Origin of the sequence: Azospirillum agricola (assembly GCF_017876095.1) — a bacterium.
In the GTDB taxonomy this organism is placed as follows: domain Bacteria; phylum Pseudomonadota; class Alphaproteobacteria; order Azospirillales; family Azospirillaceae; genus Azospirillum; species Azospirillum agricola.
Genome location: NZ_JAGINM010000014.1, coordinates 62,243 through 80,773, shown reverse-complemented (window position 1 = coordinate 80,773; position 18,531 = coordinate 62,243). Strand labels below are relative to the sequence as shown.

18 protein-coding genes are annotated in these 18,531 nt (G+C 70.0%); 9 read left to right on the top strand and 9 right to left on the bottom strand.

Annotated features, from left to right (window positions below; genetic code table 11):
- Positions 1-9: 9 nt before the first annotated feature.
- Positions 10-321 carry a hypothetical protein gene (locus tag J2847_RS20730; protein ID WP_209780745.1) on the bottom strand — a complete coding sequence of 104 codons (312 nt, stop codon included), beginning with the start codon at positions 319-321 and terminating at the stop codon, positions 10-12.
- Here J2847_RS20730 and J2847_RS20725 point away from each other — a divergent pair.
- The gene (locus J2847_RS20725) at positions 320-1,531 is read left to right on the top strand and encodes a quaternary amine ABC transporter ATP-binding protein (RefSeq protein WP_209780744.1); all 1,212 of its coding nucleotides are present in this window, start codon (positions 320-322) and stop codon (positions 1,529-1,531) included. The genes J2847_RS20730 and J2847_RS20725 overlap by 2 nt on opposite strands.
- Positions 1,524-2,381: an ABC transporter permease gene (locus J2847_RS20720; protein ID WP_209780743.1), complete on the top strand. Its 858-nt coding sequence runs from the start codon at positions 1,524-1,526 to the stop codon at positions 2,379-2,381. The genes J2847_RS20725 and J2847_RS20720 overlap by 8 nt, the downstream gene beginning before the upstream one ends.
- 56 nt (positions 2,382-2,437) lie before the next feature.
- Here the strand turns inward: J2847_RS20720 and betI are convergent, their stop codons facing one another.
- Complete coding sequence (gene betI, locus J2847_RS20715; protein WP_209780742.1) at positions 2,438-3,028, bottom strand: transcriptional regulator BetI; 591 nt, start codon at positions 3,026-3,028, stop codon at positions 2,438-2,440.
- Between the two features lie 210 nt (positions 3,029-3,238).
- Here betI and J2847_RS20710 point away from each other — a divergent pair, with 210 nt between their 5' ends.
- Positions 3,239-4,216, top strand: a complete 978-nt coding sequence (locus tag J2847_RS20710) for a choline ABC transporter substrate-binding protein (protein ID WP_209780741.1) — start codon at positions 3,239-3,241, stop codon at positions 4,214-4,216.
- Positions 4,217-4,304: 88 nt separating this feature from the next.
- Here J2847_RS20710 and J2847_RS20705 read toward each other — a convergent pair whose 3' ends face one another.
- The 3 genes from J2847_RS20705 to J2847_RS20695 form a co-directional block, all read right to left on the bottom strand.
- Entirely contained in the window at positions 4,305-5,360 is a 1,056-nt protein-coding gene (locus J2847_RS20705; RefSeq protein WP_209780740.1) for an acyltransferase family protein, read from the bottom strand.
- Positions 5,361-5,532: 172 nt separating this feature from the next.
- On the bottom strand, positions 5,533-6,918 hold the full coding sequence (locus J2847_RS20700) for a PQQ-dependent sugar dehydrogenase (RefSeq protein ID WP_209780739.1): 1,386 nt from the start codon (positions 6,916-6,918) through the stop codon (positions 5,533-5,535).
- Between the two features lie 447 nt (positions 6,919-7,365).
- Positions 7,366-7,953, bottom strand: coding sequence for a cold-shock protein (locus J2847_RS20695; protein WP_085552095.1), 588 nt, complete (start codon positions 7,951-7,953; stop codon positions 7,366-7,368).
- A gap of 485 nt (positions 7,954-8,438) precedes the next feature.
- On the opposite strand from J2847_RS20695, the gene J2847_RS20690 reads away from it, so the two are divergent.
- The gene (locus J2847_RS20690; RefSeq protein WP_209780738.1) at positions 8,439-8,783 is read left to right on the top strand and encodes a DUF3649 domain-containing protein; all 345 of its coding nucleotides are present in this window, start codon (positions 8,439-8,441) and stop codon (positions 8,781-8,783) included.
- 93 nt (positions 8,784-8,876) lie between these two features.
- Here the strand turns inward: J2847_RS20690 and J2847_RS20685 are convergent, their stop codons facing one another.
- Positions 8,877-9,365: a PIN domain-containing protein gene (locus tag J2847_RS20685; protein WP_085552098.1), complete on the bottom strand. Its 489-nt coding sequence runs from the start codon at positions 9,363-9,365 to the stop codon at positions 8,877-8,879.
- A gap of 324 nt (positions 9,366-9,689) precedes the next feature.
- Between J2847_RS20685 and J2847_RS20680 the strand changes: the two genes are divergently transcribed.
- Positions 9,690-9,827, top strand: a complete 138-nt coding sequence (locus J2847_RS20680; protein WP_209780737.1) for a hypothetical protein — start codon at positions 9,690-9,692, stop codon at positions 9,825-9,827.
- Positions 9,828-9,896: 69 nt separating this feature from the next.
- Positions 9,897-10,583, top strand: a complete 687-nt coding sequence (locus J2847_RS20675; protein WP_209780736.1) for a hypothetical protein — start codon at positions 9,897-9,899, stop codon at positions 10,581-10,583.
- Positions 10,584-10,630: 47 nt separating this feature from the next.
- On the opposite strand, the gene J2847_RS20670 is transcribed toward J2847_RS20675, so the two are convergent.
- From J2847_RS20670 to galE, 3 genes are read right to left on the bottom strand one after another with little or no spacing between them, the layout of a single operon-like run.
- On the bottom strand, positions 10,631-11,854 hold the full coding sequence (locus J2847_RS20670; protein ID WP_209780735.1) for a DUF2336 domain-containing protein: 1,224 nt from the start codon (positions 11,852-11,854) through the stop codon (positions 10,631-10,633).
- Positions 11,854-12,393 carry a MarR family winged helix-turn-helix transcriptional regulator gene (locus tag J2847_RS20665; protein WP_209780734.1) on the bottom strand — a complete coding sequence of 180 codons (540 nt, stop codon included), beginning with the start codon at positions 12,391-12,393 and terminating at the stop codon, positions 11,854-11,856. Before J2847_RS20665 ends, J2847_RS20670 begins: the two co-directional genes overlap by 1 nt.
- Positions 12,394-12,395: 2 nt before the next feature.
- The gene (gene galE, locus J2847_RS20660; RefSeq protein ID WP_209780733.1) at positions 12,396-13,409 is read right to left on the bottom strand and encodes a UDP-glucose 4-epimerase GalE; all 1,014 of its coding nucleotides are present in this window, start codon (positions 13,407-13,409) and stop codon (positions 12,396-12,398) included.
- Positions 13,410-13,869: 460 nt separating this feature from the next.
- On the opposite strand from galE, the gene J2847_RS20655 reads away from it, so the two are divergent.
- The 3 genes from J2847_RS20655 (at position 13,870) to J2847_RS34670 (ending at position 18,457) form a co-directional block, all read left to right on the top strand.
- Positions 13,870-15,606: a type I secretion system permease/ATPase gene (locus J2847_RS20655; RefSeq protein ID WP_209780732.1), complete on the top strand. Its 1,737-nt coding sequence runs from the start codon at positions 13,870-13,872 to the stop codon at positions 15,604-15,606.
- Positions 15,603-16,979: an HlyD family type I secretion periplasmic adaptor subunit gene (locus tag J2847_RS20650; protein ID WP_233474669.1), complete on the top strand. Its 1,377-nt coding sequence runs from the start codon at positions 15,603-15,605 to the stop codon at positions 16,977-16,979. Before J2847_RS20655 ends, J2847_RS20650 begins: the two co-directional genes overlap by 4 nt.
- Positions 16,980-17,635: 656 nt before the next feature.
- On the top strand, positions 17,636-18,457 hold the full coding sequence (locus J2847_RS34670; RefSeq protein ID WP_209780731.1) for a calcium-binding protein: 822 nt from the start codon (positions 17,636-17,638) through the stop codon (positions 18,455-18,457).
- The last annotated feature ends 74 nt before the right edge of the window (positions 18,458-18,531 follow it).

The window sequence follows — 18,531 nt, the reverse complement described above, 5'->3', positions numbered from 1 at the left end:
TTTGAGCAGTCAGGCAAAACCCCGAGACGGGACGAATTTTCCAGTTTTCACTTGCTGGCCTGGTGAAACAGGGCAGGCGGTTGCCTGGAATATTTGCTGATCTGTCCATTTCTTGCGAAGCGGCGACCCGTCCCGCAACGACTCTTTTTTTGATTGAACGTTCAATAAAAAACAAAGCGCGGCCTGTTGTCGCCGCCGCCACGGCCCGATCACCAAAATGCAATTCAGATGAAACGCGCTCTCGACCGCGACGGGGTGCTCGGGGCAATCTACGGCCTTTCCCGGTTTCCGGGACATCATCGCGACCGAGGCCGCCCTCATGACGCTGATCCTGCCTTCCGAAACCGCCTCGTCTTCGACGGGACCGGCGGAAGTGCGCCTGGAGGTCCGTCGTCTCTGCAAGATCTTCGCCGACGACCCGCGCCCGGCCCTGTCGCTTCTGGAGGCCGGCGCCGGCAAGGCCGAGGTGCTGCGCCGGCTGAACGTCAATGTCGGGGTGGTCGACGCCAGCTTCGACATCCGGGCCGGCGAGATCTTCGTCATCATGGGGCTGTCCGGCTCGGGCAAGTCGACGATGGTCCGGCTGCTGAACCGGCTGATCGAGCCGAGCCGCGGCGAGATCCGGCTGGACGGCCGCGACCTGACCCGGCTGCCCAAGCGCGAGCTGGTCGAGGTGCTGCGCCGCGACATGAGCATGGTCTTCCAGTCCTTCGCCCTGCTGCCCAACCGCACCGCGCTGGAGAACGCCGCCTTCGGGCTGGAGGTGGCCGGGGTCGGCAAGGCGGCCCGCCGCGCCGCCGCCCTCCGGGCGCTGGAGCAGGTGGGGCTGGGCGCCTACGCCGGGCGCTACCCGCGCGAGCTGTCGGGCGGCATGCAGCAGCGTGTCGGGCTGGCCCGAGCGCTCGCCAAGAACCCGACCATCATGCTGATGGACGAGGCCTTTTCCGCCCTCGACCCGCTGATCCGCGCCGAGATGCAGAACGAGCTGCTGCGGTTGCAGCGCGAGCAGGCGCGCACCATCGTCTTCATCTCCCACGACGCGGAGGAGGCGATGCGCATCGCCGACCGCATCGCGGTGATGGAGGACGGCCGCATCGTCCAGATCGGCACCCCGGCGGAGATCCTGCGCGAGCCCGCCGACGAGTATGTCCGCGCCTTCTTCCGCGGGGTGGATTCCTCCCGCGTGCTGCGGGCGCGCGATCTCGCCCGCTGCGACGCGGCCACCGTGCTGCTCGACGAGGCCGACGACCGCCGCCCGGCGCTGCGGCGGCTGAGCGAACTCGGCGCCGGCTACGGCTATGTCCGCGACCGCGCCGGCCGCTTCCGGGGGGTCCTGTCGCGCGACGGCGCCGACCTGCTGGACGGGGTGGAGCCGGCGGCCGGCGACGCGCCGGTGCACGCGCTGCTGCGCCGGGTGGCGACGGCGCCCTGCCCGTTGCCGGTGGTGGACGGGCAGGGGGTTTTCCTCGGCGTCGTCTCGCGCGCCGCCCTGCTGGAGACTCTCGACCGCGGGAGCCTCGGCGATGGATGAGGATCTGGCCGCGGCCATCGGCGGCGGCATCGGGGTGTGGTCGGAACGGCTGGTCAACGCGATCCTCGACCATGGCCAGCCGGCGCTGGACGTCGTGGCCGCGCTGGTGGACGGCTTCGGCGGCGCCATCGACGGGGCGCTGCTGGGGGCGCCGCCCTGGGCGCTCGGCGGAGCGATCACGGCGGCGGCCCTGTGGCGCGTCGGCAAGGGCTTCGCCCTGTTCACGGCCCTGGCCTTCGCCGCCATCTTCGCCATGGATCTGTGGGAACCGACGGTCTCGACGCTCGGGCTGGTGCTGGCCTCCACCGCGCTCAGCCTCGCGGCGGGGGTGCCGCTCGGCATCTGGATGGCGCGCAGCCGGATCGCCGACGGGCTGGGCAAGACGCTGCTCGACCTGATGCAGACGATGCCGGCCTTCGTCTACCTGATCCCGGCGGTGATGTTCTTCGGGCTGGGGCGGGTGCCGGGCATCATCGCCACGGTGATCTTCGCCATGCCGCCGGCCGTGCGGCTGACCGCGCTCGGCATCCGGCAGGTGCCGCCGGAGCTGGTCGAGGCCGGCCGCGCCTTCGGCTGCCGCGATCACCAGCTGCTGTTCAAGGTGCAGTTGCCCAACGCGCTGCCCTCGATCATGGCCGGGGTCAACCAGACCATGATGATGGCGCTGTCGATGATCGTCGTCGCCTCGATGATCGGGGCGGGCGGCCTGGGCAACGTCGTGCTCCAGGGTATCCAGCGGCTCGACATCGGGCTGGGGGTGGAGAGCGGGCTGGCGGTCGTGCTGCTGGCGGTGGTGATCGACCGCATCACCCAGAGCTTCGGCACCGGCAGGGGAGGGAAGGCGCGGTGACGTTGCTCCCCGCCCCGAACCCTCCCCCGCCGGGTGGGGTGGGGGCAGGTCCGCGACTACTTGCCCAGCTCGGCGTCGAGATAGCCGATCGCCACGGCGCGCGCCTCGCGGCCGTCCATCTCCCCGCTCAGGCCGCCGCTGAGCGCGAAGCGCAGCCACAGCCCGTCGATCATCGCCGTCAGCCCGACCGCGACCCGCTCGGCCCGCTCGGGCGGCAGCAGGGCGCGCAGGCTGTGCAGGAAGTTGGAGTGCAGACGGCGCGCGTTGATCCGTTGCAGGCGCGACAGCGCCGGGTTGTGCGGCGCCTGGGCCCAGAAGCCCAGCCAGGCGGCGACCACCTGCGGCTGGAACTGTTCGGCGGCGAAGTTGCAGTCGATGATCGCCTCCAGCCGGGCGCGCGGCGACGGGCCGGCGGCGGCCAGCCGTTCGGTCACGTCGGTGCGGAGCTGCACCAGCATGCTGCGCATGGTCGCGGCCAGCAGCTCGTCCTTGCCGCCGAAATAGTGGTGGATGATGCCGGGCGACACGCCGGCGCCCCGGCTGATCGTCTGCACGGTGGTGTCCGCCAGCCCGTGCTTGCCCATCGACGCGATGGTGGCGTCGATCAACTGCCGGCGGCGGATCGGTTCCATTCCAACTTTGGGCATGCGGCCTGTCCGACGGTTCCGAAAACGCTGTCCGGCCAAGGCGGTCCGCAACCGGAGCCTTGGCCTCCCACCCAACACATGCGCCCTTTTCGCCGCCCCGTCGATGGCGAAAAAAGCGGGGCCGCTCCCTTGAAACGCGCCCCCTGAAGCGCGCGCCTTGAACCGCATCGACCCAACCACGCTTACCCACAGATCGAGGAGTTGACGAGCATGACGTCCTGGAAGGCCCTGGCGGCGAAGACCGCGATGGCGGCGGCACTGGCGGCGACCGCGCTGGCCTTCGCCGGAACGGCGCAGGCGGCCGATCCCGCCGCCTGCAAGGCGGTGCGTTTCGGCGACGTCGGCTGGACCGACATCGCGGCGACGACGGCGCTCGCCTCGGTGACGCTGGAGGGGCTGGGCTACACGCCGACCACCACCATGACCTCGGTCCCGCTGGTCTACACCGGGCTGAAGACCAAGTCGCTCGACGTCTTCCTCGGCAACTGGATGCCGACGATGGAGACCTTCCTGAAGCCGGCGGTCGAGGACGGCTCGGTCGAGGTGACGCGGGTCAATCTGGAGGGTGCCAAATACACGCTGGCGGTGCCGAAATACGCCGCCGACGCCGGGCTGACCAGCTTCGCCGACCTCGCCAAGTTCAAGGACAAGCTGGACGGCAGGATTTACGGCATCGAGGCCGGCAACGACGGCAACCTGATCATCGACAAGATGCTGAAGGCCGAGGCGTTCGGGCTGAAGGGCTTCAAGCTGGTCGAGTCCAGCGAGGCCGGCATGCTGGCCGAGGTCAAGCGCGCGGTGCGCGCCAAGAAGTTCATCGCCTTCCTGGGCTGGACCCCGCACCCGATGAACAAGTCGTTCGAGCTGACCTATCTGGCCGGCGGCGACGAGTGGTTCGGCCCGGATTTCGGCGGCGCCACGGTCAGCACCAACACCCGCAAGGGCTACGCCGCCGACTGCCCCAACGTCGGCCGGCTGCTGGCCAACCTGTCCTTCACGCTGGAGATGGAGAACGCGGTGATGGACGACATCATGAACGCCAGCAAGAAGCCGGACGCCGCCGCCAAGGCCTGGCTGAAGAAGAACCCCGACGTGCTGAAGGCCTGGCTGTCCGGCGTCACCACGCTGGACGGCAAGGACGGCCTCGCCGCCGTCCAGGCCAAGCTGGGCATCGCCGCCAAGTCGTGAGGTCCCGGCCCATGAGGCCGTAGGGGGCTCCGGCGCTTCCCCGGGCACCGGCTTTCGATGCAAAAGCCAGTGTCCGGATGCGCCGCCCTCAGGTTCCCGCGGTGACCGGGCCACCCGCCGAGCGCTTCGACGGGACGCCGCGGACCAGACGGGTCAGCGGCCGTTCGACGCCGTGATGGAAGACCAGGCCGGCCGCCACCGGCAGAAGCAGCAGCACGGCGAACAGCGTGCCTTCGGAAAGCCACCCGTCGGGCCGGCCGTGGAAGGCAAGGTTCAGCACCATCGACTGGACCACCGCGTGCACGAGATAGATGGCGTAGGAGGCCGCCCCGAGCGCGCCGAGCCAGGACGGAACGCGCAGGCGCCCGGACCGCTCCAGCTCCACCAGCCCCAGAACGACCAGAAGCGACGCGGCGCCGTAGACGAAGCGCTGGACATCCCAGCCCAGATGACCGCCCAGTTCCAGCACCCAGGCCACCGCCACCACGGCCACCCCCAGCAGCAGCACCAGCGCGGGCTTCGGCACGGCGCGGCGGGCGATCAGCAGGGCACCGCCGACCCCCGCCAGGAACAGCAGGTTGTACAGGCTGAGGAGGAAGGAGCCGGGGAAGGGCAACGGCCAGACATACTGGTTCGCCAGGATCAGCGCGACCCAGCCGGCGATCGCCGGCACCATGAATCGGCGATTCAGGATGAACAGGCCGAACAGCGCGTAGAACAGCACCTCGTGCGTCAGCGTCCAGGCGACCCCCAGCACCGGCTGCGAACTCTGCGGGATCAGCAGGATCGACGAGAGCAGATAGAGCGGGTCGCGCTTGTCCGCCGTGCCCATGCCGGTGAACAGATAGGCGGGGATCAGGACCGCCAGGACCGCCCAGTAGGGAAGGTAGATGCGCGAGGCGCGGCGCCAGAGATAGCTCCCCAGCCGCTTCGGCCGCCCGAGATCCCCCTGGTGCACATGCATGATGATGAAGCCGCTGAGGACGAAGAAGAACTCCACCCCCATATGGCCGGGGAAGAAGTAGCCGTTCAGCGGCTGGTAGCCGAGAAAGCGGGGCTCCACCGGAATCAGCGTCGCGTGGTGCAGAACCACCAGAAGGGCCGCGACGAAGCGGGCGGCTTCAAGCGAAACTATTTTCGCCATACACCTGTTTGTTTGCATGACGGATCATTTCTCCGAAGCGGACAGCGTCCTACTAAGCTTGGAAGGAGAAATCGTCCGTGCAATTTGACCAAAGACTCCAGCCGGGGCCAAACCGCGCTACCCCGGGGGAGAGGCGCGGCGGGCCACGGAGCCGGCAATGGGAGGAAAAGGCTTACGGCCGCTCGGCCGATTGCGGAGCGGCCCCGCCGCCGCCGCTGACCCGCCAGACCGCGTTGCCGACGTCGTCGGCGACCAGCAGGGCGCCGTCGCGGGCAAGGGCGACACCGACCGGACGGCCGCGCGCCGTCTCGTCCGGGCCGAGGAAGCCGGTCAGCACGTCCACCGGCTCGCCGGACGGGCGGCCCTGGGCGAAGGGCACGAAGACCACCTTGTAGCCGCTGTGCGGCTTGCGGTTCCAAGAGCCGTGCTGGCCGATGAAGACGCCCTCGGCGAAGGCCGGCGGCAGGCTGCCCGGCCGCCCGGCGTCCGGTTTGGCGAAGACCAGCCCGAGCGAGGCGGTGTGCGGCCCCAGCGCGTAGTCGGGCGGGATCGCCTTGGCGACGAGATCGGGGCGCTGCGGCGTGACCCGCTGGTCGACATGCTGTCCGTAGTAGCTGTAGGGCCAGCCGTAGAAGCCGCCGTCCTTCACCGAGGTCATGTAGTCGGGCACGAGGTCGCTGCCGATCTCGTCGCGCTCGTTCACCGCCGTCCACAGCGCGCCGGTGCGCGGCTCCCAGTCCATGCCGTTGGGGTTGCGCAGGCCCGACGCGAAGACGCGGCGCGCGCCCGTCTTCAGATCGATCTCCAGGATGGCGGCACGGTCCTGCTCGGCCTCGATGCCGTTCTCGGCGACGTTGCTGTTGGAGCCGACCGTCGCGTAGAGCCTGGCGCCGTCGCGGCTGGCGATGATGTTCTTGGTCCAGTGGTGATTGATCGGCCCGGCCGGCAGGTCGACGACCTTGGTGGCGGGGACGGTGATCCGGGTGTCGCCCGCGCGGTAGGGGAAACGGACGACCGCGTCGCTGTTGGCGACGTACAGGGTGTCGCCGACCAGCGCCATGCCGAAGGGCGAGTTCAGCCCCTCCAGGAAGGGGAAGCGCGTCTCCGCCACCCCGTCGCCGTCGGCGTCGCGCAGCAGGGTGATGCGGTTGGCGCTGGGCGTCGTCGCCCCGGCCTTGCCCATCACCAGCCCCATGACCCAGCCCTTGATGCCCTTGCCGTCCTCCGGCTTGGGCGGGGCGTTGGTCTCGGCCACCAGCACGTCGCCGTTGGGCAGCGGCAGCAGCCAGCGCGGGTGGTCCAGCCCGGCGGCGAAGGGCGTCACCGTCATCCCGGCGGCGGCGGTCGGGGCGGTGCCGTCCGGCCAGCGGGCCACCGTCGCGATGTTCACGGTGGGGAACATGGTCTCCTTCGGCTCCGGCAGCGTCGGGTTCGGGCCGGTGCCGGCGGACACCGGCAGGGTCGCCTGCTCGCCGCAGCCGGCCAGGGTCGTGGCGGCCAGGGTCATGGCGGCCAGAGCGGCGGCCAGGGTCGGGAAAGACACGGGAAGAGTGCGCATCGGCCGGACGCCTCGGGTTTCTTGCGATGTCGGAAAGTGCTTCCGATCAACGGCCCCGACGCCGGGTTGGTTCCGCCTTCAGAGCGGTTGCGCAACACGGCGCCCACGCGGACGCCGGCCCCCTCCGGGCCCGGCGCGGGGGAGAGAGGGACCCCGCGCCGAACCATGGAACCGGCGTCCGCGCCGCCGCAGGATGGAGAGGGATCCGAGGAGGCGGATCCATGATCTCCGAACCATGGACGCATCCTATTCCAGAACGGCGCCTATTGCAAATGATAATCACTATCAGTTAATGAGGGGGAGAGAGGTGCATCGACCGATGGACCGACGGCGCCGCAGTGGATGGCGATGCCGCTCGACAAGGGCAGGGACCGGCACCGGAGAGCCACGGCGCCGGTCCCCCCTGTGCCGGCACCTCCCGTGCCGCAGCCCTCAGATCAACAAACCTCAGATCAGCTCGACCCGCTGGGCGACCGGCGCGTCCTCCGACCCGACCGCCAGATAGCGGACGTCCTCGCCGTCGGCCACGATGTCCAGGCCGGACAGGCGCAGGGTGGCGCGGTCGAAGAACACGTCGGCCCCGTCCTCCCACGGCTCGATCAGGCCGGACTGGCTGTCGAGGTTGTACCAGCGCACCGTGCCATAGGCCATCACCGCCGGACCGGCCGGTTCGGCGGGAGGACGCTCGCGGCGTTCGCGCGGCGGCTTGGGTGCGCGGGGGGCGGGCGCTTCGCCGGTCTCGGCCGCCGTCGGGGCGCCGCCGCGGGGCGGGCGCGGAGCGCGGGCGCGCGGGGCCGGGGGAGCTTCCGGCGGGGTGACGGAATGGATGGCGACGACCTGCGGTCCCTTGGCGCCCTGCGCCATGTCGCAGACCAGGGTGGTGCCCTCCATCGGGTTGGGGAGGGAGGCGGCGGCCAGAACAGAGGCGTGCAGGAACGCCTCGCCGGAACCGTCGGCAAGGCGGACGAACCCAAAACCCTTTTCCGGCTTGAACCACTTCACCGTCGCCGTGACGTTTTTCAACTCTTCGCTCAAGACAGGTCCCTTTCACGTCCCGAAGGCCGGGGCGGCGGCGGGGCGTCCCGTGACCTGGGCCCTGCACCGCGCCTGAAGTCCCAGAATGGCCCCCGGCACCAAGACCCTATCATAAAATTCCCGGAAGGAAGCCATGCAGGCGGTGGTTCTTTCCCTGATCGGGACGAAAAACACGGAGTCGGACCCTTGGAACGCGGAACCGGCCGGCGGCGGCTGGACGCTCACGCCGCGTCCCTCCCGCGGAGCGGCAGGCAACCGGACAAATTATATTGATACTCATTCGCATTTACGATATCCTGGAAAGGCATCCGAAGCCGCTTGGGCCGGTTCACGGCACGAGCGGACTTCCGGGAGCGGACTTCCGGCGCACCGTGAGCGCCGCCGCGACGGAGCGGGCGCCTTGCGGGATCGGTCGCTGGCACCGCGGCCAAGCCGTGAACCGGCCCGACCCGCAAGGACAATCCACGCCCATACGGAACCGCCCCATGCCGACGAGGATCAGGAAGACCGCCAGGGTGACGGCCCGTCTGCCCGCGCCGTTGCGCCAGCGACTGGCGGTGCTCTCGCGCATCATCGCCGCGGTGGCCGGAGGCTATGTTCTGGCCACCGCGGCGACCGCCCTCCTGCCGCAGGCCCTGGCGCAGGGCGACCTGTCCGGCCGCGGGGACGCCGTGCTGGCGGCCACCCTGCTGGGGATCGCCGTCCACACCGGGGCGACCCTGTGGGTCTTCACGGCCTCCAGCGCGGGTCGGGCCTGGGTCGGCCTGGGGACGCCGGCCCTGCTCCTCGGCGGGGTGGCCTGGCTGATGCGCGGCGCGGGGATGCCGTGAAGGCCGGAGCGCCGGCCGGAGCCGCGTGAGGAAAATCCGCTATGCGACGTCGCAAGTCCGGCCGGAAACCCCGGACCTGCGACGGGCCTTCCATCACCAGCGCAGGAACAGGCCGACATCGCCCGGCATGCCGCCGGGGTAGTTGAGGATTGCCGCCTCCAGACGGTAGCCAAGCGGCCTCAGATTCGCCTCGTAGGCCTCATGGATCTCGCGGGCGTAGCCGGTCAGTGAGCGCGGCCAGTCCGGTTCGAAATTGTTGATCGCCCGCCCGCCGTCCGAGCAGTAGCTGCTGGGAAAATGCAGGAGTTGCAGTTCGCGAAGGCCGTTCTCGGCGGCGATGCGGACGGCACGGGTGAAACGATCCCGCGCGTCCGCGCGGATGTGCTGGTGCAGGAAGGCGTCGCGCAGGGCGTCGTGCTCCTCCTGCCTCCTCTTCTCCTCCTCGGCCGCCTTGCGGGCGACCTCCCGCTCATGCTCCTCGGTGATCGTCCGCAGTTCCTTGGGGGTCAACAGCCCCCCGGCGGCCGGCGGCGCGAAAGCCTCGGCGGCTTTGTCCGGCGAAGCGTGATCGGCGTTGGACATGCTGCGATCTCCTCGTGACTGTGATCGAGAGGCGGACACTTCTCGCGCCGCGTCGGAACGATCGGATCGCGCGACAAGGCCCGCTCCCGCTCCAGCGAGCGGGGTTCGACCCATGATACTCCCGGCCAGCCTGGAGGCCAGCACCGATCTGGCCGCCGGGCGGGAAGCCACCGGCCCCGGTTCGGCCGCTTCGGATGCTTGGCCAGGACGCCATCAAACCGACATCGGGCTGGTCGTCGTCAACGCGGTCACCGCCCGCAACGCCCCGATGGCGGCGATGAAGGACCGGCGCGGGGCCACCCAACCGGGGACGCGGTGCTGCGCATGGTCGCCGAACCGATCCGCGACACCCCGCGCAGCCAGGGCATCCTGCTGCACCGCGTCGACAAGGCGCTCCACGCCGCCAAGGCGGCCGGACGCGACCGGGTGCTGCGGGCCGACGCGGTCGGGTGCGGGGAATAAAGCCGAGACGCCGGGCGTCCCACCCCCGGCGAAAGCCACCGAACCAATGCGGAATCAAGGGAGGAACAGATGACGAGCACGCAAATCCTGACCCCGATCGCGGCGGCGCTGCTGATGCTGGGGGCCGGCGCATCGGTCCAGGCCCAAACCCAGACGTCGCAGGGCGGGGCCGCCGCCATGTCCTTCTTCGTCACCAGCGCCGGCTCCGGCAAGGGCGCCGACCTCGGCGGGCTGGAGGGGGCGGACCGCCATTGCCAACAGCTGGCCCAGGCTGCCGGCGCCGGCAGCCGGACGTGGCGCGCCTATCTCAGCACCCAGGCGGCGGGCGGCCAGCCGGCGGTCAACGCGCGCGACCGCATCGGTTCCGGTCCCTGGCAGAACGCCAAGGGCGAGATCATCGCCCGCAACGTCGCGGAACTGCACGGCACGAACAACCTGAACAAGCAGACGGCGCTGACCGAGAAGGGCGCGGTGGTCAACGGGCGGGGCGATCAGCCCAACACCCATGACATCCTGACCGGCTCGCAGACGGACGGCACCGCCTTCGCCGGCGCCGAGGACATGACCTGCGGCAACTGGACCCGCAGCGGCAGCGAGGGCGCCGTCATGGTCGGCCACCACGACCGCATGGGCCTGGACGAGCAGCCGCCGGCCAAGTCCTGGAACAGCTCGCACGCCTCGCGCGGCGGGTGCAGCCAGGACGCGCTGAAGAGCACCGGTGGCGCCGGGCTGCTCTACTGCTTCGCCGCCGACTGAGGGCGGAACCGCCCTTCGCTCCGGTTCACCGCGCCAGCGCGATAGGTTTACTGCGCCATGCGCACCGGCGCGAAGGGCAGCCCCGCCTGGTCGAGCGCGCGGTCAATCACCGCGTCCGACTTCTGGTCGAACAGCTGCACCAGCAACTCGTCCACCATCCAGTCGTTGGTCGGCGTGCAGGCGGTGAACAGCTCGCCGATCACCTCGGCCTGGAAATCCTCGCGACCGGCCTCGGCGCCGTCGTAGCGTGTCCGCTTGGCGACGCCGACCGCCACCTGGAAGGGCTGCAACAGCCCGCTTGCCACCCGCGCCCGCTTCAGCAGCGCCGCCATTCCCAGCTCGCCGTCGTCCCAGGCGAGCGCCCGCGCGTTCTCCGGCGGGATGCCGGCGCGGGCGGCCATGCCGGCGGCGAACAGCGCGAGGTCGCCAGCGCACAGCGCGCGGAACAGCAGGGCCGGGGTCAGGCGCCGGTTGGCGTGCAGCCACTGGATCACCGAATCGACGTCCTCGGCCCCGCGCAGCACCGGGCGCAGCAGACGCATGGTCGCCGCCTCCCGCCCATGCTCGACCAGCCGCTCGACCAGCTCGCGCGACAGGCCATGCGCCCGCGTCAGCGTCTCCCGCATCGACTCCGACACGAAGGCGACCATCCGCTCGACCACCGCCAGCGACAGGCCGGGACGGGTCGCCGCCGCCTCGCTGACCATGCGGACGCGGCCGAAGCGGTCGAGCGCCCGGTGCAGCGCCGGCTCCGGCACGTCGGCCCCGTCGTTGCGCAGCAACGCCGTCACCGCGATGACGTTGCCATGCTCGGCGATGGCGCCCGACACCCGCGCCGAGACGCTGGCACGGCCGGCCACCGCCAGATGCTTGCCGGAATCGGGGTCGGACAGCACGTCGAGCAGCAGCTCGTCGGTCAGCCCGGCGGTGTCGCGCAGGATCGGGAAGGCGACCCGCCCGACGTCGCGGACCAGCCGCTCGGCGAGATCCCCGGTCAGCAGCGGGCTGTTGCGGAGCTGCCAGGCCACCGCCTCGCGCACCGCCGTCTGGGCGTCGCCGGCGAAGCAGTGCATCACCTCGATGGCCAGCGAGCGCTCGGCCGGGCTGAGCGCGCCGGCCTCCAGATCGTCGAACAGCTTGCGCATCGTCTCGATCCGCGCCTCGGCGGACGGCGAGGCCAGCAGGCGCTCGACGTCGCGGGAGGAGAGGGAGGCCGGCTTCGGGGGAGGCTGCGTCGCAAGGTCGGTCATCGGGTCACCCGTCTCGGCCATCAGTCGAAATCCAGGCTGGAATAGCGCACCATGTCGCCCCACACGCGGTCGAGCCGGCGCAGCGTGCGGTAGGCCGCCTTGAGGTCGCGGACCTCCGCCTCGTTGCGCACCAGCGCCTCGGCCTGGAGTTGCTCCAGCTTGGTCAGCTCGGCCCGCAGGGCACGGCCCTTGTCGGTGAGCTGAAGCCTTGCCGTCCGCCGGTCGCGCTGGTTGGCGGCACGGTTGATGTAGCCGGCGTCCACCAGAATCTTCAGGCTGTAGGAAGCGTTGGATCCCAGGTAATAGCCGCGCTCCATCAGGTCGCGCACCGACAGCTCGTCCTCGCCGATCAGCATGATCATCAGCGCCTGCACCGGCCCGACATCCTCGATGCCCTGCTTCAGCAGGCTGACGCGCACGACGTCGAGGTAACGGCGGTGCATCCGCTCGATCAGCCGGGCGAGCCCGTGATAGTCGGCGAGGTCGAGCCCCTCCCCCGATTCCTCGGAGGAGGGCTCGTCCCAGCGCTGGCTGTTGCCGTTCGTCACCGGTCCCGCCATGCTTACTCCGCCGCCTCGGCCAAGCCGCGGTATCCGCTGGGATGGGCGCTGCGCCACGCCCAGGCACTGCCGATGATGGCGTCCAGCTCCGGGAAGCGCGGCTGCCAGCCGAGGTCGCGGCGGATGCGCTCCGACGAGGCGATCAACACCGGCAGGTCGCCGGGGCGGCGCGGCCCGACCACCACGGGGACGCGGCGGCCGGTGATGCGCTCGACCGAGGCGATCACCTCGCGGACGCTGTAGCCGGTGCCGTTGCCGAGGTTGTAGCGGACGCTGCGCTCCTCCAGCGCGTCGAGCACCCGCAGATGGGCGTCGGCGAGGTCGCAGACATGGATGTAGTCGCGCACGCAGGTGCCGTCCGGCGTCGCGTAGTCGTCGCCGAAGATCTCGATGTGGGCGCGCCGGCCGACCGCCGCGTCGAGCACCAGCGGGATCAGGTGCGTCTCCGGGCTGTGGTCCTCGCCGAGCCGGCCGTTGGGGTGCGCGCCGGCGGCGTTGAAGTAGCGCAGGCAGGCCGAGCGCAGCCCGTGGCAGCGGTCGGCCCAGTACAACGCCCGCTCGATCATGAACTTCGATTCGCCGTAGGGGCTGCCGGGGTCGATCGCCTCGTCCTCGTCGATCGGCATGCGGGCCGGCGAGCCGAACAGGTTGGCGGTGGAGGAGAAGACCAGCTTGCGCACGCCCGCCACCACCGCGGCACGGATCAGGTTCAGCGAGGTGACGGTGTTGCCGTGCAGGTAGGCGTGCGGGTCGCGCATCGATTCGCCGACCACCGACAGCGCGGCGAAATGGAACACGGCGTCGAAGCGCCATTGCCCGAACACGCGCGCCAGCGCCGATTCGTCGGCGAGGTCGGCCTGGACGAAGGCGGCCTCGGGCGGGACGGCGGCGGCGTGGCCCTGGCGCAGATTGTCGAAGACGACGACGCGGTGGCCGCGCTCCAGCAATTCCGCCACGCAATGACTGCCGACGTAACCGGCGCCGCCGGTCACGAGAATGGTCTTTGGGTCGGTCATCGGACGATGTCCTCGAACGTTGGTGGACGTTGGTCCTGGGCCCAGAGGCGGGAGGGGGAGGGAAGGGGAAAACGGGCGGGGGGAAGCCCGGACATCCTTCGCGTCGCAGCATGCCGATTGCCGCGCGCTCTTGCCAGAGGTCAGGAAAAGCCTGTGCGAAAGCGTTACGACCTTCGGTGAAGTGTGGTTTTATCATTTTAAATCAATGCGTTATAGAAGAGCCTCTACCCCTTTCGATAGCGGCTGGACGGGGCGGGGCCGAAACTTGTCACACGCCTCTAAAAAGCCTTCGACGTAAGCGTAGGCATACGGATTCCGGAAGCGCTCCCCCCACGCCCGGATTCCATCGCCGCGTCCGGGCAGCACCGCCGGTTCCACCGATCCCCGGACCGTCCCCCCCCGATCCCACGCGACCGCCCGATCCCATCGCGGACCGGGCCACCGGGAAGGAAGACCACCCATGAGTTCTGCGGATCGGCCGCTGCTGACCCAGGCGTACCGGAAGATCGGGCAGGGGCTCCTCCTCGCCGGAATCCTCAGCCTGTTCGTGAACATCCTGATGCTGGTGGTGCCGCTCTACACGATGCAGGTCTACGACCGCGTCATGAGCAGCCGCAGCCTGGAGACGCTGGCGATGCTGGCGGTCATCGCGGTGGGGGCGCTGGCGCTCTACGGCGTGCTCGACTTCATCCGCGCCCGCGCCTTCCTGGTGACGGGGGCGGTGATCGCCCACCGCTTCAACGTTCCGGCGCTGGAGGCCTCCATCGTCGACGCGCTGGGCGGCGGCGCGCGCAACGCCGGCCAGACGATGCGCGACCTCAACGACCTGCGCGGCTTCATGACCAGCAGCGCGGTGACCGCCCCGCTGGAGCTGGCCTGGGCGCCGATCTTCCTGGCCATCCTGTTCCTGCTGCACCCGGTCTATGGCTGGATCGCCATCGGCTCGGCGCTGCTGCTGCTCGCCATGGGGGTGCTGGCCGACGCGCTGACCCGCCGGCCGCTGGCCCAGGCGAACGAGGCGTCGGCGCGCGCCTTCGCCGACGTCGCCGGCGCCGTGCGCCACGCCGAGGCGATCGAGGCGATGGGCATGCTGCCGGCCCTGGCGCGGCGCTGGCAGACGGCGCAGACCGGCTCCGCCTCGCTGGTCGATCGCGGCGCCACCACCTCGCGCGCCATGGCGTCGGCCTCGCGCTCGCTGCGGCTGATGCTCCAGGTCGGGATCGTCGCCGCCGGCGCCACGCTGGTGATCGACAACCTCGTCACCCCCGGCAGCATGATGGCCGCCAGCCTGATCACCGCCCGGCTGCTCCAGCCCTTCGAGCAGCTCGTCGACGGCTGGCGCCAGTGGATCAAGGCGCTGGAGGCGCACCGCCGCATCCGCGAGCTGCTGAACAACGAGGCCTCGCAGCGCTCCACCATGCCGCTGCCACCGCCGCAAGGGACCCTCACGGTCGACCGCGTCACCCATGTGCCGGCCGGGCTCAACCGCCCGGTGCTGCGCAACGTCTCCTTCAGCGTCCAGGCGGGCGAGGTGGTCGGCATCATCGGCCCGTCGGGCGCCGGCAAATCGACGCTGGCCCGCCTGCTGGTCGGCGTCTGGCAGCCGACGGCCGGCGGCATCTACCTCGACGGCACCAGCACCTTCCTGTGGGAGCGCGAGAGCTTCGGCCGTTACGTCGGCTACGTGCCGCAGGCGGTGGCGCTGCTCGACGGCACCATCGGCGAGAACATCGCCCGCATGGCCGACGCCGACCCGGCGGAGATCGTGCGCGCCGCCCGGCTGGCCGGCGTCCACGAGATGATCGGCCGGCTGCCCTTCGGCTACGACACGCCGGTCGGCGACAACGCCTTCTCCCTGTCCGGCGGGCAGCGGCAGCGCATCGCGCTGGCCCGCGCGCTGTTCGGCCGCCCGCGCCTGCTGGTGCTGGACGAGCCCAACTCCAACCTCGACCATGAGGGGGAGCAGGCGCTGCTGCACGCCATCGGCAAAATCCGGGCGGAGGGCACCACGGTGGTGATGATCGCGCACCGCCCCTCCATCGTGTCGGTCGCCGACACGCTGGTGGTGATGAAGGACGGCATGGTCGAGCATTTCGGCGCCCGCGCCGACGTGCTGAAGCGGGTGCAGCCTGGCGTTCCCGCCGGAGTCACCCGCCTGCGCACCGGCGACCAGCTCCGCACGGGAGAACAACGATGAGCGGCGTTCCGACTCCGATGACGACATCGCCGGCTCCGGCAATGGCCTCCGCGACCTGGGCCCCGACCCTCGACGCCGTTCCGGTCGAACCCTCGCTGCGCGGCACCGCGCTGGCCGGCGCGCTCGCCGTGGTGATCGGCTTCGGCGGCTTCCTGACCTGGGGCTTCACCGCCAGCCTCGACAGCGCGGCGCTCGCCGCCGGCACCGTGATGGTGGAGAGCCACCGCAAGACCGTCTCGCACCTGGAGGGCGGCATCCTGCGCGACCTGCTGGTCAAGGACGGCGACATGGTAAGCGCCGGGCAGGTGCTGCTGCGGCTCGATTCGACGCAGAGCCAGGCGGTGGTCTCGCAGATCCAGGGGCAGCACTGGACGGCGCTCGCCCGGCTGGCGCGGCTGCGCGCCGAGCAGTCGGACGCCGACAAGCCGGCCTTCGCCGCCGAGCTGGTGGCGGCGGCGCGCGACAACCCGGTCGCCGCCGAGGCGCTGACGGTGGAGGAACGGCTGTTCGCCTCGCGCCGCGACAGTCACGAAGGCCAGCTCGCCATCCAGCGCAAGCGCATCTCCCAGCTGCGCGACGAGATCGTCGCGCTGGAGGCCCAGCGGGCGGCGACCTTCGACCGGCTGCGCTACACCGAGGACGAGCAGCGCGTCGTCGAGGCGCTGCTCGCCAAGGGCTACGAGCGCAAGCCGCGCCTGCTCGAACTCCAGCGCAACGTCGCCGATTCGCGCGGCCGGCTGGGCGAGCTGATGGCCAACAAGTCCAAGGCGGAGCAGGGCATCGCCGCCGCCGAGCTGGAGATGATCAACCTCGGCAACACCCGCCGCTCGGAGGTCTCGACCGATCTGCAAGCCGTGCAGGCCGCCGTCTCCGACCTGTCGGAGCGGCTGCGCGGGGCCGACGACGTGCTGCTGCGCCAGGCCGTCACCGCCCCGCAGGCCGGGCGCGTGACGGGCCTGCGCTACTACACGCCGGGCGGCGTCATCCCGGCGGGGGTCGGCATCCTCGACATCGTGCCGCAGGACGACAGCATGATCGTCGAGGCCCGCGTGTCGCCCTCCGACGTGCAGAATGTCGAGACCGGGGGTCGGGCGATGGTGAAGCTGACCGGCTACCGCCAGCGCCAGGTGCCGCCGGTGCCGGGCACGGTGATCGCGCTGTCGGCCGACCAGCTCCAGGACGAGCGGACCGGCGCGCCCTATTTCGCGGCGCGGGTCAGCCTCGACGCCGCGACGCTGAAGAGCATTCCGAACGTCGAGCTGCACCCCGGCATGCCGGCCGAGGTGATGATCCACGGCCACGCCCGCAAGGCGATCGACTATTTCCTGACGCCGCTGACCGACGGCATGCACCGCGCCTTCCGCGAGAATTGATGCGCTTTGGCAGGTTGGAGCGCCTAACAGAAGCTTGAGTCGTCTCTCGCCTCGTCATCCCCGCGAAGGCGGGGATCCAGAGTTTTCCGAGCGGAACCAATGGGAAAAGCCTGGATCCCCGCCTTCGCGGGGATGCCGGTTCCATGGGGCATCGATGGCGAAAACGGAATTCTGCTAGGCGCTCTTAGCCCCCATCCCACCCCTCTCCAGCTGGGCGGGGGAGGATAGGTGGGGGCTGACTTGGCAATGCCAGCGCCTATGCGCGAAGGCGGGCTGGGCGGAACGATCTCCCGACCCGGTTTTCAAAAGGGGCCGGCGCACCATGCGCCGGCCCCTTTTCGCTTGAAGAGTTCGCGAGTCCAGCACGTCTGAAAGCGCCCTTTCAACCTATGGATCGTCCGCCATGCCAGCCATTTTTAAAACGTAAAATGGAATGAAATTCGAAAGAGTTCAATATTACTGTCTTTTTGAAAATATTGAGAATGCAGTTGTCTGAGAGATTTTGCATTTTGACTCTTTTTTCTCTTTCGAGTGACCGTGTTTTATCACAGGATCATCCGCAGGATTTTGGATACACCGAAAGAGACGGCTCGCGATTTCGAGTTAGGTCGCTCCCGCGGCCACGTCCAAACACTTCGCCAAAGGAGACAGCAAAAATGGCTACGGTTCCTGGGGGCACTTACGACGATCTTCATTTCGGGACCAACAAGGGCGACCTGCTCGACGGCGGCGTGGGTGATGACACGCTGTTCGGCGGCAACGGCGCCGACACGCTGCTCGGCGGCGATGGTCGCGACGCCCTGTTGGGCGGCAACGGTGCGGACTACGTCCATGGCGGCAGCGGGGCCGACGTGCTGCTCGGCGGCAACGGCGGCGACACGCTCGACGGCGGCGACGGCGACGACATCATCCTGGGGGGGAATGGTGACGACGTCCTGATCGGTGGCCGAGGCCGCGACATGCTCGACGGCGGCAAGGGCGACGACGTCCTGTCCGGCGGCGACGGCGACGACATCCTGACCGGCGGCACCGGCGACGACACCCTGATGGGCGGCGGCCACAACGACATCCTCGACGGCGGCAAGGGCAACGATTACCTGCGCGGCGGCACCGGCGACGACATCCTGCGCGGTGGCGACGGTGACGACATCCTGATGGGCGACGCCGGCAACGACCGCCTGGAAGGCGGCAAGGGCGACGACATCCTGTCGGGCGGCGAGGGCCACGACGTCTTCATCTTCTCCGGCGGCGGCGGCCAGGACGTGGTCCTGGACTTCAAGGCCGGCGAGGACGTGTTGCAGATCGCCCGCAACATCAACGGCCTGAAGGTGACCGACGCCGCCGATCTGGCCAGCCGCGTCACCGACCAGCACGGCGACGCGGTGATCGACCTCGGCAACGGCGACAGCATCACGCTGAAGGGGGTGTCGGCCGACGACATCCACACCCATCCCAACGATTACTTCGTCATCCACTAAGCGGTTCCCATCCGCCGACCTCGCCTGAGGACAGGACCGGCGGCGCCGAGCCGCCGCCGGTCCGACCTCGAAGA

Excerpts from the sequence above, each read along its gene's own strand:
- J2847_RS20710 (WP_209780741.1), top strand. The coding sequence starts at position 3,239 with ATGACGTCCTGGAAGGCCCTGGCGGCGAAGACCGCGATGGCGGCGGCA.
- J2847_RS20720 (WP_209780743.1), top strand. The coding sequence starts at position 1,524 with ATGGATGAGGATCTGGCCGCGGCCATCGGCGGCGGCATCGGGGTGTGG.
- J2847_RS20700 (WP_209780739.1), bottom strand. The coding sequence starts at position 6,918 with ATGCGCACTCTTCCCGTGTCTTTCCCGACCCTGGCCGCCGCTCTGGCC.
- J2847_RS34670 (WP_209780731.1), top strand. The coding sequence starts at position 17,636 with ATGGCTACGGTTCCTGGGGGCACTTACGACGATCTTCATTTCGGGACC.
- J2847_RS20650 (WP_233474669.1), top strand. The coding sequence starts at position 15,603 with ATGAGCGGCGTTCCGACTCCGATGACGACATCGCCGGCTCCGGCAATG.
- betI (WP_209780742.1), bottom strand. The coding sequence starts at position 3,028 with ATGCCCAAAGTTGGAATGGAACCGATCCGCCGCCGGCAGTTGATCGAC.
- J2847_RS20675 (WP_209780736.1), top strand. The coding sequence starts at position 9,897 with ATGACGAGCACGCAAATCCTGACCCCGATCGCGGCGGCGCTGCTGATG.
- J2847_RS20725 (WP_209780744.1), top strand. The coding sequence starts at position 320 with ATGACGCTGATCCTGCCTTCCGAAACCGCCTCGTCTTCGACGGGACCG.
- J2847_RS20670 (WP_209780735.1), bottom strand. The coding sequence starts at position 11,854 with ATGGCCGAGACGGGTGACCCGATGACCGACCTTGCGACGCAGCCTCCC.
- J2847_RS20665 (WP_209780734.1), bottom strand. The coding sequence starts at position 12,393 with ATGGCGGGACCGGTGACGAACGGCAACAGCCAGCGCTGGGACGAGCCC.
- J2847_RS20705 (WP_209780740.1), bottom strand. The coding sequence starts at position 5,360 with ATGGCGAAAATAGTTTCGCTTGAAGCCGCCCGCTTCGTCGCGGCCCTT.
- J2847_RS20680 (WP_209780737.1), top strand. The coding sequence starts at position 9,690 with ATGGTCGCCGAACCGATCCGCGACACCCCGCGCAGCCAGGGCATCCTG.
- J2847_RS20655 (WP_209780732.1), top strand. The coding sequence starts at position 13,870 with ATGAGTTCTGCGGATCGGCCGCTGCTGACCCAGGCGTACCGGAAGATC.
- J2847_RS20730 (WP_209780745.1), bottom strand. The coding sequence starts at position 321 with ATGAGGGCGGCCTCGGTCGCGATGATGTCCCGGAAACCGGGAAAGGCC.
- J2847_RS20685 (WP_085552098.1), bottom strand. The coding sequence starts at position 9,365 with ATGTCCAACGCCGATCACGCTTCGCCGGACAAAGCCGCCGAGGCTTTC.
- galE (WP_209780733.1), bottom strand. The coding sequence starts at position 13,409 with ATGACCGACCCAAAGACCATTCTCGTGACCGGCGGCGCCGGTTACGTC.
- J2847_RS20690 (WP_209780738.1), top strand. The coding sequence starts at position 8,439 with ATGCCGACGAGGATCAGGAAGACCGCCAGGGTGACGGCCCGTCTGCCC.